This window comes from Acinetobacter sp. ANC_7655, assembly GCF_056784015.1.
The window spans coordinates 111,168-123,624 of sequence record NZ_JBWYJB010000004.1 but is presented as its reverse complement, the minus strand read 5'-3'; the positions used below and the strand labels follow the sequence as shown (position 1 = coordinate 123,624).

Annotated in this window: 11 protein-coding genes; 8 read left to right on the top strand and 3 right to left on the bottom strand. The window is 37.4% G+C overall.

Annotated features, from left to right (window positions below; genetic code table 11):
• Positions 1 to 182 precede the first annotated feature (182 nt).
• Positions 183 to 563 carry an Mpo1-like protein gene (locus AC1M9N_RS06925; protein ID WP_180028595.1) on the top strand — a complete coding sequence of 127 codons (381 nt, stop codon included), beginning with the start codon at positions 183 to 185 and terminating at the stop codon, positions 561 to 563.
• A gap of 295 nt (positions 564 to 858) precedes the next feature.
• Entirely contained in the window at positions 859 to 1,533 is a 675-nt protein-coding gene (locus AC1M9N_RS06920; RefSeq protein WP_481591378.1) for an HAD family hydrolase, read from the top strand.
• Positions 1,534 to 1,633: 100 nt separating this feature from the next.
• Here the strand turns inward: AC1M9N_RS06920 and AC1M9N_RS06915 are convergent, their stop codons facing one another.
• A complete protein-coding gene (locus tag AC1M9N_RS06915; protein WP_481588997.1) occupies positions 1,634 to 1,831 on the bottom strand; it encodes a hypothetical protein in 198 nt (65 codons plus the stop codon).
• Between the two features lie 1,224 nt (positions 1,832 to 3,055).
• Here AC1M9N_RS06915 and thiE point away from each other — a divergent pair.
• The 6 genes from thiE to rapA all read left to right on the top strand — a co-directional run bounded on the left by thiE (position 3,056) and on the right by rapA (position 10,075).
• Entirely contained in the window at positions 3,056 to 3,676 is a 621-nt protein-coding gene (gene thiE / locus AC1M9N_RS06910; RefSeq protein ID WP_481586403.1) for a thiamine phosphate synthase, read from the top strand.
• Between the two features lie 31 nt (positions 3,677 to 3,707).
• On the top strand, positions 3,708 to 5,006 hold the full coding sequence (gene hemL / locus AC1M9N_RS06905) for a glutamate-1-semialdehyde 2,1-aminomutase (protein ID WP_481613045.1): 1,299 nt from the start codon (positions 3,708 to 3,710) through the stop codon (positions 5,004 to 5,006).
• An 89-nt stretch (positions 5,007 to 5,095) separates the two neighbouring features.
• Positions 5,096 to 5,512 (top strand): GlcG/HbpS family heme-binding protein, encoded by a 417-nt coding sequence (locus tag AC1M9N_RS06900; protein ID WP_035267160.1) that lies wholly within the window; start codon positions 5,096 to 5,098, stop codon positions 5,510 to 5,512.
• A gap of 7 nt (positions 5,513 to 5,519) precedes the next feature.
• Positions 5,520 to 6,230, top strand: coding sequence for an acyl carrier protein (locus AC1M9N_RS06895; protein WP_481591380.1), 711 nt, complete (start codon positions 5,520 to 5,522; stop codon positions 6,228 to 6,230).
• 160 nt (positions 6,231 to 6,390) lie between these two features.
• Positions 6,391 to 7,035 (top strand): RluA family pseudouridine synthase, encoded by a 645-nt coding sequence (locus AC1M9N_RS06890; RefSeq protein ID WP_481591381.1) that lies wholly within the window; start codon positions 6,391 to 6,393, stop codon positions 7,033 to 7,035.
• Between the two features lie 202 nt (positions 7,036 to 7,237).
• Positions 7,238 to 10,075 (top strand): RNA polymerase-associated protein RapA, encoded by a 2,838-nt coding sequence (gene rapA, locus AC1M9N_RS06885; protein ID WP_481613043.1) that lies wholly within the window; start codon positions 7,238 to 7,240, stop codon positions 10,073 to 10,075.
• A 28-nt stretch (positions 10,076 to 10,103) separates the two neighbouring features.
• Here rapA and AC1M9N_RS06880 read toward each other — a convergent pair whose 3' ends face one another.
• A complete protein-coding gene (locus tag AC1M9N_RS06880; RefSeq protein ID WP_481954492.1) occupies positions 10,104 to 10,907 on the bottom strand; it encodes an enoyl-CoA hydratase-related protein in 804 nt (267 codons plus the stop codon).
• 79 nt (positions 10,908 to 10,986) lie between these two features.
• Positions 10,987 to 12,189 carry an iron-containing alcohol dehydrogenase gene (locus tag AC1M9N_RS06875; protein WP_481591384.1) on the bottom strand — a complete coding sequence of 401 codons (1,203 nt, stop codon included), beginning with the start codon at positions 12,187 to 12,189 and terminating at the stop codon, positions 10,987 to 10,989.
• Between the last annotated feature and the right edge of the window lie 268 nt (positions 12,190 to 12,457).

Below are 12,457 nucleotides of genomic sequence, written 5' to 3'. Positions count from 1 at the left end.
AAGTAAGACATTTGATTGCCTTTTAATTTAAAGGGGATTGTAACTGATTCAGTTAGAACCACAATCTTGACAATTCACTTACATTTACTTGAATGAATGATTAATCACAATATTTGTAAGATAAGCTTTTCAAGTGCGATTTTTTGAATTATGGTGGTCAAAAAAAGGACAGGAATACAACAATGAATGCTTATGTAGAGCCATCTTCATCGCAAGAAGAAGCTAAATTTCAATTACCCATCAAGAATTACTCAGAATTTTATCGTTTTTATTTGACTGAACACCGCAGCATTATGAGTCGTCGTTTACATGCAGCAGGTAGCTCAATCGGTATTTATTTTTTTACTCAAGCGATTCGTCAGCGTAAAGCTAAATATCTGGTCTACGGATTAGTTTCAGGCTACGCATGCGCGTGGGTGGGGCATTTTGTTTTTGAAAAAAATAAGCCAGCAAGCTTTAAACAACCGTTGTATAGCTTTATTTCAGACTGGAGAATGTTATCGGATATTTTGCGCGGAAACTTGAGTTTGAAAGATCGTAAATTTGATAAAATTGATAGCTAAATTTATATATTGTTAAAAAAGCTCAGCAGATTCTGGGCTTTTTTTGTCATGAAATGTTTTAAGAAAGCTACACAAAAATATGATTATATGATAGCTGGAGAGGCTTAACATCCAATGAATAAATCCAAATTATAAATATTGGGATTAAATAAAAAATTAACGTATTCAGTTAGATGAGTTAACGGTATTATTCTGATAAACCGCATATAATACATATTATGTTAATTTAAATAATACTGAAAAAAAAGAAGATGAACTATATATAGAACTTTTATTATGAGAGTGAGTATTTTTAATGCGAAACATACTTCTGTTTGATTTGGATCAAACTATTTTGAATAGGAATGAGTCACTTATTCGTTTTATAAGTTGGCAAGTAAATTTTTTCCAATTAGTACCACAAGAACTAAAAGATGCATTTATAAAAAAATTTATTGAATTGGATGATAATGGAAATGTTTGGAAAGATATCGTTTACAGTCAATTAATCAAAGATTTTAATATAAAAAAATTTACTGTTGATGAATTACTTAATTCTTACATTACTGATTTCAATAAATTTTCAATTGGTTTTGATGACGTCCAAAAAGTCATTTCAGATCTTTATCAAAAGGGATATAAGATTGGGTTAGTCTCCAATGGAAAAAGCCCATTTCAGGAACATAATTTTTATGCTTTAGGTCTTACCGAATATTTCTCGACTATCATAGTTTCAGAAGCGATTGGCTTAAGAAAGCCCGATAAAAAAATATTTGCTTATGCTTGTAACCAGTTAAATTGTTCACCTTCTGATTGTATTTTTATTGGTGACAATCCTAAAGCTGATATAGAAGGTGCAAAAAATGTTGGTATGAAAACTATTTTTTTTCACCCAAATCAAATACTAAAAAAACCTATTACAGATGAGAGTATTCATCATTATGATGAATTAGAGCTAGCTATCAATAGAATAAATAAAGAGGGCGTATGATGAATGATAAAATTAACTCATATGATAACTTTTTTTATAGAATTGAATGGATTAAGTGATGAATCAGATAATTAAATGCGACTATTTAACATAATAGAGCTCATCCTAAGTTTTTTAAATCAGGTCGAATTTTATAAATATTATTTTGGAGTTCAAAAATATGACTTAGAGCTTTTCCTATCAGTAATATATTTTCTCTATTTTCTAGTGATGGATCTGATTGAATCTTACTAGGAATACTGTCTAATAATATGGCGGCTTGATGCAAATCATCATTTATTTTTTTTAATTGATCCATTTTTCTCTTCTATACATATTGGTTAGGATATAAATAATATTACGTTGAGATCCTGAATTATTCAATTATATGGTGTATTGTTGTTCAAATAAGAATTTTTTAGAACATATAGATCTGTTTCATAAATCTTAGATTAGCATTTGAAGTGCAACACCATCTTTTTTAACTACACCTTACACATGTAAGCGGTTTGTATAATTCAAATATTCTTCTGCTATCTATTTTCTTTACTGGATAGTCGGACGTAATGTCTTTGCCATCTAGTACTACCGAAATTTCTTCAAAATCAAAATAAATATTTACTAAATTTTCTTTAAAACAAATAAATTCAATTTGACTTTCTTTACTCGTGTCAGAAAATTTTCACTGAAAGTGGTTTAATTAGATAAATCGTTATTTACTTTTAAATAATTACATTTACTAAGTCCTTACTATTATTTTTATACATAAGTTTATGATTTTTAATAATATTTTATTTGCCTCCTAATCTTAAAAGGGAATCTCTTAATCATTTGCTGTACATGACATGCCAAAAGGTGTTTTCATACTGATTCGTCTATAACTAATGCCAAGTATGGGCTCCTTCGCAGGTAACATCTCTCTTTTTTCGCAAACTTCCTTTATGTACATAAGCGTGTCTTTCGAAGAACTATATGGAATATATTCAAGCGTATTTGAGTCAATGACTTTAAATCTCTGTCTTAGTTCATAAATTTTTTCACTAGGAGCTTGTGCTGAAAGCTTTCTTTCAATAATTTGATTTTCAGCTTCATACCAAGAGCGATCAACAAACCCTTCTTTGTCATGTTTAAAAAATCATTTCTGCATGAGCGAAATTATTAGCTAATAATAAAATTAAAATTCTCATAAACATCTATTTTTTCTTATATATATTTTAAATATTCAATTAAACCTCAATATTTATCTCAAGAGTTGGCCACAGAACTTGTGGATGAATTTGAGCTTGAAAAAATATAAAATAGATGAAATTTCGTTTTTGATTAATTTTTGTCACATTTTGCCAAAAAGGTCTATCCAGCAATTAGCTTCGAATGATTAGTCAAATTTTCTTGGATTAAATTTCACAAATTCATTTCAATCAATATCTTTAACACGCTTAGTCAACAATAGAGCCTGTTAATTTCTACATTTTATCAATGTGTTCTTCCAAGGCTTTGTCCTATAATGTTTTAAATTTTTAGTATTTGCCTAGAGTTATTCTTTATGCGCGGTTTGTATTTAATCACCAACGATGATCCTATTGAACTTCTATTAGCAAAGCTTGAAGGAGCGATGGCAACTTATGAAGTTGCAGTACTTCAGTATCGTCGTAAAAACGTTGCGAAAGAAGATCAAGCTTATGAAATTGAATACATGAAGAATATGTGTAATCAATATAAGGTTCCTTTTGTCATCAATGATGATTTAGAGGCCGCAGTCAAATATGGCGTGGGTGTGCATCTTGGTCAAGATGATGGTTCAATCCAAGAGGCTGTGGAAAGATTGCCAAAAAACGTCTTAATTGGACGTAGTTGTAATAATTCTATTGAACTAGCTGAGCAAGCGATCGCAGACGGCGCAAATTATGTAGCCTTCGGCGCAATTTATGCGACACAAAGCAAACCTGAAGCAGGTAATATTGGTTTAGAAACATTAAAAGCTGCAAAAGCAAAATTAAATGTACCTATTTGCGCGATTGGAGGTTTGACGGTTGAAAATGGCGCTGAAGTGATTGCTGCTGGAGCAGATCTTTGTGCTGTCATTAGCGATGTATTGGGTCGGTCTATGTCAACTGTTGGTCAACGTGTTTACGACTGGTCAGAGCTATTTGCTAAACAAGCTTAAATTTTTTACTTTTTCGAGTTGAGTGATTTTCATGAGTTTATCTCCTAAGCAAGAACAATTATTTAAACAAGCCAGTAAACATATTCCTGGTGGTGTGAATTCACCAGTACGTGCTTTTAATGGTGTAGGCGGTACGCCGGTATTTATTGAAAAAGCTCAAGGTGCCTACCTGTACGATGTAGATGGCAAACGCTATGTGGATTATGTTGGTTCATGGGGACCAATGATTTTAGGACATGCACACCCTGCGATCATTAAAGCTGTTCAAGAAGCCGCTGTTGATGGTCTAAGTTTTGGTGCACCTACAGTGCATGAAACGACATTGGCAGATATTATCTGTGAAATTATGCCGTCAATTGAATTGGTACGTATGACCAACTCAGGGACAGAAGCAACAATGACTGCGATTCGTCTTGCACGTGGGTATACAGGTCGTGACAAGATTGTTAAGTTTGAGGGCTGTTACCATGGTCACTCAGACTCACTTTTAGTGAAAGCAGGTTCTGGTCTACTCACAAGTGGTGAAGGCGAGGCGACATCAGCGGGTGTTCCTGCTGATTTTGCAAAACATACTTTGACGCTTCCATACAATGATATTGCGACTTTAAAAGAATGCTTTGCTAAGTTTGGTTCCGAAATTGCGGGTGTTATTGTTGAACCTGTTGCAGGTAACATGAACTTGGTTAAACCAATTGATGGATTCTTGCAAGCCATTCGAGATGTGTGTGATGAGCATGGTTCAGTCTTCATTATTGATGAAGTGATGACTGGATTCCGTGTGGGATTAGGTGGAGCTCAAGCACACTACGGCGTTACACCTGATTTAACTACGCTAGGTAAAATTATTGGTGCAGGTCTGCCTGTAGGTGCATTTGGTGGTAAGCGGGAGGTGATGGAATGTATTGCGCCTCTAGGTAAAGTTTACCAAGCAGGAACTTTGTCAGGTAACCCGCTGGCAATGAGAGCTGGGATTGAGATGTTTAAACATCTTCGTCAACCAGGTTTCTATGAAAATCTAACTGCACAGCTCGAAAAGTTATTGGTTGGTTTACAGACTGCCGCAGATGAAGCAGGTATACCATTTAAGACTCAACAGGTTGGAGGTATGTTTGGATTGTATTTCACTGATCAAGAAGACATCACAAGCTTTGATTCAATGTTGAAATGCGATGTTGAAATGTTCCGTAAATTCTTCCATGGCATGTTGGATGAAGGTGTAAATTTAGCGCCTTCTGCTTTTGAAGCCGGCTTTATCTCAAGTGCGCATTCCGATGAAGATATTGCGTTCACTATTCAAGCAGCTAAGAATGTATTTGCGCGTTTAAAATAGAATTTTTTTGAAAATCTATTAACATAAGCCTACAGTGTAAATACTGTAGGCTTTTTTGCACGTATAAAATTCACGGACTTAAAATAGAAATGAAATTAAAACATTATTTAACTTTAGAAGACGCGGAGTTCTTACTGACGCGTGCGCAACAATATGCGATTGATAAAAAGTTGAATGTCAGTATTTCTGTTGTAGATGAAACTGGAAGTTTACTTGCAATGAAACGCATGGATGGTGCATCTCCGATGACTGCGAATTTGTCAGCTGAAAAAGCAAAATGTTCAGCTTTGAGCCGCCACCCATCTCAAATTTTTGAAGAGCTGATCAAAGATGGGCAATTGGGTTTTCTGACTGTTCACTCATTGTCGGGAATGTTAGAAGGTGCGGAACCCATTATTTATCAAGGGCAATTGGTGGGAGCCGTGGGAGTTTCAGGTGCTAAATCTTTTGAAGATGCTGAAATTGCGCTGCATGCCATTGAAGTTTTCTTGGCTTTAGCTGATTAGAGTGGCAATGTCATATTTTTATACACCACCCAAAAAAATTGAACTCAGCGCGAGTTTGGCAAAGTGGTCCATTGAAGCTGAACAATGCGTCTTGGTGGTTTTTGGATTTCAACGTTTAGCTGAATATAGCAATGACCAACATCAAGAATTATTAATTCATTTAAATCGCTTAATTAAAAAAGCGCAGGCTTTAGATATTGAAGTGATTGAAATTGAAGAGCAGCAATCATTTTCTAAAGTAGCGCAGTTGGGTGAATTACTGGCAGAAAAAAAACAACTGATTGTGTCTGGCATGATCAATTCACCTATAAAGCAACTTTTACAGCATATCATTTCGATTACTCCTCAAATTTGTGTGGTGAACGATGCTGTTCATGTAGAAACGAAGAGCCAACATTTACAGTGGATTGAGAACTGTGTAGAACAAGGTATTCATCATATGAACACCTCTGCCATGATTCGAATGCTGGAATTGAGTGCGCCGTCCTCATTTATTCTTTCTGAAAAGGGTATATTGCTGTCTATTGCTGAATACCTCGAATTCGATATTTTAGAAATTGATCCATTTCAAGATTTAAGACGCTATGGCTTAGATTCGGTCGCAATGGTGAGTTTGATTGGCTTGTGGAGAGCCAATGGCGCACATATAGATTTTGAATCATTTGGGCAAAATTGCACACTTTCTCAATTGCTTCCTATCCTGAGAAAAGACAGCTAGATGTCACAAACAAAACTTAATTCATTTGAATCGTTAGATTGATTTAATTTCTATCAGATATCGGAAAAATCGTCACTGTTTGTCCATTTCAAGATTGTAATTTATCGCTAAGCTTTCTATTATTGCCGCCTTGTTTTCACGATCTGCTAGGAATAGAAATTTGAGTCATTTTCTTCAGGAACATCTCATTCATCGTGATCAAGATTTTATGGTGATTCACAAACCAGCTGGATTACTTTCTGTTCCAGGCAAAACGCCTGACCTTCAAGATTGCGTTATCAATCGTCTTCTTCAAGAAGAACCGCGTACACTTCTTATTCATCGTTTAGATCGCGATACATCAGGCTTATTGGTATTTGGACTCAGCAAAGCAGGTCAAAAATCGATCTCGCGCCAATTTCAAGAACGTGAAACGGATAAAACTTATCAAGCACTAGTAGCGGGATGTGTAGAAGGTCAAGGAACTGTAGACATTCCTGTGATTTACGACCCATCGCGTCCGCCATTGCATATCGTAGATGCGCATCACAATAAAGCAGCGTTAACGCATTGGGAAGCAATTGAACAATTTCAAATTCAAGATCAGTGGGTGACACGCGTAAAATTAACGCCAATCACAGGTCGAGCACATCAACTTCGCGTTCACATGCAGCATTTAGGGCATCCCATCGTAGGTGATACTTTGTATGCAACACCAGCGCAACAAGCTTTGAAAGATCGACTCTGTTTGCATGCAGAGCAGTTAAGTTTCAATCATCCTGTTACTGGTGAACGACTGAATTTTCATTGTCCAGTGCCGTTCTAAAAACACATTTTTAAATCAGCATACGAATATTTTATGATCTGATCATGATGAAATCTTGGTTATGATCAATTAAATAGATCGGTGCTAAATATTGCTCACTTTTTGGTGGGCTTTATGTCAAAATATATTGCTTATAGACGTTAAATTCTGCTCAAATCATCTCCTGTTTGAGCATAAGTTTTCAGTCCTAACTTGAGATAAGGTGGAAAAATTGCAGCAGTTTGCTATTGGTCAACGTTGGTTATCAGACACAGAGACAGAGTTAGGTTTAGGGGTTTTGATTGATGTAAATGAACGATCAATTAGTATCCTCTTTCCTAAAAGTGACGAAACCCGTGTCTATGCACGTAGTAACGCACCTTTATCTCGAATTGTGTTCAATGTGAATGATGAGCTTCAAGACCAAGAGGGCATCGTCTGGAAAGTCGAATCATTAGAAGAGCGTGGTGGCGTTATTCGTTACAACGTCATTCGTCAGTTACAAGATGGTACTGATGAACGCAAATCATTAAATGAAACCCGTGTTGGCGCGACGATTCAATTGTCTAAACCACTTGATCGTTTATTGGCAAGCCAAATTGATTATAAAGAATGGTATGACCTGCGTATTGAAGCATTACAAATGCAAGCTAATATGCAAAATAGTCCATTACGTGGCATGGTGGGCGCTCGTGTTGGATTGATTCCTCACCAATTTTATATCGCGCATGAAGTAGGTAAGCGCTTTGCTCCACGTGTCTTATTGGCGGATGAAGTTGGTCTAGGTAAAACCATTGAAGCAGGTTTAATCATACACCAGCAACTTAAAACAGGACGTTCTGAACGCATCCTCGTTTTAGTACCTGATTCGCTGCAATATCAGTGGATGATTGAAATGCGTCGCCGTTTCAATTTGAATTTCTCGTTATTTGATTTAACGCGTACTGCTTCGATCAAAGAACATGATCCAGAATTGAATCCTTTCTTAACTGAACAGTGCATCATTGCGTCTGTTGATCTCATGATCGACCATGAAGATTTACGTGAGCAAGCGCTCGAAGCAGGTTTTGATTTGCTTGTGGTGGATGAAGCACATCATTTGATGTGGTCAGAAGAAGAGGGTGGTAATGACCGCTATGACCTTGTTGAAGAATTTGCTGAAAAAACTGCAGGCGTACTTTTACTGACTGCAACGCCTGAACAGTTAGGGGTCGAGTCTCATTTTGCCCGTTTACGTTTACTCGATCCGCAACGTTTTAGTTCGCTTGATCGTTTCTTAGATGAAGAGGAAAAATATCAGCAAACAGCTCAAATTGCAGAAGTGCTGATGTCGGATCAACCCCTTGAAGCTGATCATTTTCAAGCAATTGAGCAGTTACTGGGTCACAAGATTGAAGATGAGCCAGAACAGCGTTTCCGTGCAATTCATGAATTGTTAGATCGTCACGGTACGGGACGTGTACTATTCCGTAATACACGTGAAGCGATTCAAGGCTTCCCTGGTCGTGATTGTCAGCCTGCACCATTACCTGCGCCAGAAGGATGGTCGATGGATGGTAAACTTCGTGAACAAATGTGGCCAGAAGAAGCGCAATTGGACGGGGCTTGGATGGAAACTGATCCGCGTGTAACGTGGATTATGGAAATGCTCCGTACTCAGTTAAAGCATAAAAAAGTCTTACTCATTGCGCGTAGTGGGCCTGTGGTTGAAGCTTTAGAAAATGCATTACGTATCCATGCAGGGATTCGTACAGCAATGTTCCATGAAGGCATGAGTCTATTAGAGCGTGACCAAGCAGCTGCTTATTTTGCAGAAGATTCCTATGGTGCTCAGATTTTATTGTGTTCAGAAATTGGTTCAGAAGGTCGTAACTTCCAGTTTGCTTCAGATTTAATCCTATTTGATTTGCCAGCGAATCCTGATGTGCTTGAACAGCGTATCGGTCGACTGGATCGTATTGGTCAAGAAAACCGTATTCAGATTCATGTGCCATATTTAGTGGGCACTGCACAAGAGCGTATGTTCCGTTGGTACAATGAAGCATTAAATATTTTCAGCAATATTTCTCCAACTGCGCAAACCTTACAAGAAAATTTTATTGTTGATCTTAAAGATTGCTTGTTGGCTGATAAAGGTCAAGCCTTTGAAGATTTGCTTGAAGCCGTAAGTGTGCAACGTGAAGCTTTAGAGCAAGAGCTACAAGCAGGACGTGATCGTTTATTGGAATACAATTCTTGTCGTCCAATGGTTGCGCAAGAAATTGTGCAAGCACTTGAAGAGTATGATGATAATACGACTTTGCCAATGTTTATGAAACGCTTCATGGCATCAACCAATATTGATTTTGATGAGCAAAGTAATGGCACGGTGATTATCAAGCCTACTGATCAAATGCAAGTCCAAGGTCTGACTTTGGATGAGGAAGGCATGACCGTGACGTTCTATCGTGATCAGGCTCAAATCCGTGAAGATGCGCAATACATAACGCTTGAGCATCCTTTCACTGAAAGTGTCATGGAAATGATCAATACGCAATCGTTCGGTAGTACCAATGTGGCGTTATTGAAATCTGCAGCTTTACCACAAGGTTCAGTTTTAGTTGAGGTGTGGTTCAAAGTGGATGTGATTGCACCGAAAGCATTGAACTTGCCAGCGAGTTTACCAACACAATTGATTCGTGTGTTATTAAGTGAAAAAGGCCAAGATTTATCAGCTAAAATTGCACCAGATATTTTGAAACCATACTTACATCATCTTGACGGTAATAGTTGTCGCCAAGTGGTGAAAGCACGTCGTGATGTCGTTGAACAACGTTATGCACAAGCTTTAGACATTGCAAAAGGTGCTTTGCCTGAATTAAAACAGCAAGCGAAAGAAATCTATAGCAATAAATGGCAATATGAAATTGATCGTTTAAGTTATTTGAAACAATTTAACCCAAGTATTCGCGAAGATGAAATTGCACGTTTGCAGAAGCTTCAAAAAGAAGGCTTAAGCCTTTTAGAAGGTTTAACTGTAACGCCTGAAGCGATTCGAGTCTTGGTGGTGGTAAAGCCATAAAATAAAAAAAGCACCCTAGGGTGCTTTTTTAGGACTGCAGAAATTGATTGAAGTCAGGTTTTCTTTTTTGTAAGAAAGCCATCACGGCTTCAATCATTTCAGGTGATGTTAAACGTTCTGCAACAACCTCAGCTTCCTGAACAATACAATTCTGAATTTGATCTTGCTCGGGTCGAATTTGTTTTTTAATAATTTTTAGCGTGGTCATTGGCAGTTGACTCATCTGTTGAGCTCGCTGCAAAGCTAATTGTTCAGGTTGCTCGCAAATCTGATTGATGATTCGACATTTTAGCGCTTCTTCCGCTGAAAATTTTCGACCTGTGAGCAATAATTCGGCAGCCATATGATAACCAGCCAACTCAGTGAAAAGAAGGCTGGTGCCACCTTCTACAGATAATCCCAAACTTACAAATGGAATTTGAAATTCTGTATCGGGGTGGGCGTATACCATGTCACAGTGAAATAGCATAGTGATGCCAACGCCTATAGTGCAGCCACGTACCGCAGCAATAATAGGTTTAGAAAATCTTGCGATCGCTTTTAGGAAGACAAAGGGTGGTGTAGCATCAGCGGCTAAACCAACATATTTTTGAGCGGCAGACATAAAATCTTTCAGATCATTTCCTGCGGTAAAATCATGTTCGTTACCCTGTAAAATCACAACATTCACTTGTTGAGATTGATCTGCTGCATCCAATATTTTTGCAATGTCATTGTACATTTCCCCAGTTAAAGCATTTTTTTGCTCGGGGTGATCAATTTTGATGGTCAGGATTCTATTCTCAATCGTGACATGAATAAAAGGGTTTAGTGAATCTAAATTTTTTAACATGGCGGCATTCCTTGTCGCAAATTAAAAAAGCTCAGTAGACACGATTGTATACTGAGCTTTTATTCGTGCCTTATTGGCATTAAAGTCGATTTAAAATTTGCTCAGCATCTGAATAATTCATGTATTTTGGTACGGCATAAATTCCATGGGCTTCAGTAAAAGCAGATTTAATCATCTCTGGGAAATCTTGCTTTTTTAAATTCGGAATCTCAGTATTGATTTTCAAATCTTTGAGTAATTGCTTTACGCTTTGAATGAATATATTTGCGGCTTGTTCATCCGAAGTGTGTGACGAGCTTAAACCAATTTTCTTCGCTGCTAGTGCTAAGCGTTTTTCTGATGCTTTACGATTAAATTCTAGAACATGAGGCAAGATAATGGCATTAGCGCGTCCGTGTGGGATTTGATATCGAGTCCCTAATTGATGCGCCAAAGCATGTACATAGCCAATTCCAGCACTATTCATTGCCAAACCAGCATAATGAGAACCGAGCGCCATTGCTTCACGTGCTGCAATATTCTGACCATCTTCAAATGCTTTTTTTAAATTCTCCATGATCAATTTCATGGCTGCACTGGCGTAATAATCTGATTGTTTGTTGGCGAATCCGCTTACCCACGATTCAATTGCATGAGTAAGGGCATCAATGCCAGTGTCAGCAGTGATAGCAGGTGGCATGCCTTTCATGATGACGGGATCTAAAGCAGTTGCTAATGGAACGACTTTGGGATCAATAACTAAGCCTTTAATATGAGTTTCACTGTCTGAAATAACTGCGGCAATGGTAACTTCAGAACCTGTACCTGCGGTGGTCGGAATCACGAACAATGGATATGCAGGTTTACGGCTTTTTAAAATTCCAAAAAGTTGTTTGGGCGATTTATGGTTTGCGGCTGCGAGCGCTAATACTTTTGCTGTATCAATCGTCGAACCACCCCCTATACCCAATACGCTATCGCATGCGGTATTTTTAAACAGTGCTAGAGATTTTTCGACAATTTCACAAGTTGGATCAGGTTTTACATCAGAGAAAATAACAACTTCAATCCCATTGTGCTGTAATTGATCTTGAATGGGTTGTATGACACCTAATTTGACCAATATTGCATCAGTCACAATCATCACTTTTTTCATGCCGAGCTGAGCAATATTGCCACACAATTGCATTGATGAATCTTCACCCGCAAATACGAGAGGATGTGATACTGGGATTGCAAGGGTGAGGGCTTTGACAGCCATGAGTTGAGTTTTTGCACGTAAAATAGTGGCAATCTGAGCCATAATGATCAATCTCTATCCATGAGTTTGATTTAGTTATAGGATAATCATTGACCAAGTACATTGGCGATAATCATCAACACATTGGTCTTAAATTACAATTTTATCAAAAATATAGCGCTATTAAACTGAGCAAAATAATGGTTGGATTTTGATCAGAATTCATGATAGAAAATAGAAAATAATTCGAAAATTTAAATCGTAAAGCTGTAGTTTTTACTCGGCAATCAGGAACTCAGGACGAGTTTAAAACGATTAAATCAGCTTTCGG

Coding starts and splice junctions, on each gene's coding strand:
- hemL (WP_481613045.1), top strand. CDS start 3,708: ATGAGTTTATCTCCTAAGCAAGAACAATTATTTAAACAAGCCAGTAAA.
- AC1M9N_RS06915 (WP_481588997.1), bottom strand. CDS start 1,831: ATGGATCAATTAAAAAAAATAAATGATGATTTGCATCAAGCCGCCATA.
- AC1M9N_RS06875 (WP_481591384.1), bottom strand. CDS start 12,189: ATGGCTCAGATTGCCACTATTTTACGTGCAAAAACTCAACTCATGGCT.
- AC1M9N_RS06900 (WP_035267160.1), top strand. CDS start 5,096: ATGAAATTAAAACATTATTTAACTTTAGAAGACGCGGAGTTCTTACTG.
- AC1M9N_RS06880 (WP_481954492.1), bottom strand. CDS start 10,907: ATGTTAAAAAATTTAGATTCACTAAACCCTTTTATTCATGTCACGATT.
- AC1M9N_RS06925 (WP_180028595.1), top strand. CDS start 183: ATGAATGCTTATGTAGAGCCATCTTCATCGCAAGAAGAAGCTAAATTT.
- AC1M9N_RS06895 (WP_481591380.1), top strand. CDS start 5,520: ATGTCATATTTTTATACACCACCCAAAAAAATTGAACTCAGCGCGAGT.
- AC1M9N_RS06920 (WP_481591378.1), top strand. CDS start 859: ATGCGAAACATACTTCTGTTTGATTTGGATCAAACTATTTTGAATAGG.
- thiE (WP_481586403.1), top strand. CDS start 3,056: ATGCGCGGTTTGTATTTAATCACCAACGATGATCCTATTGAACTTCTA.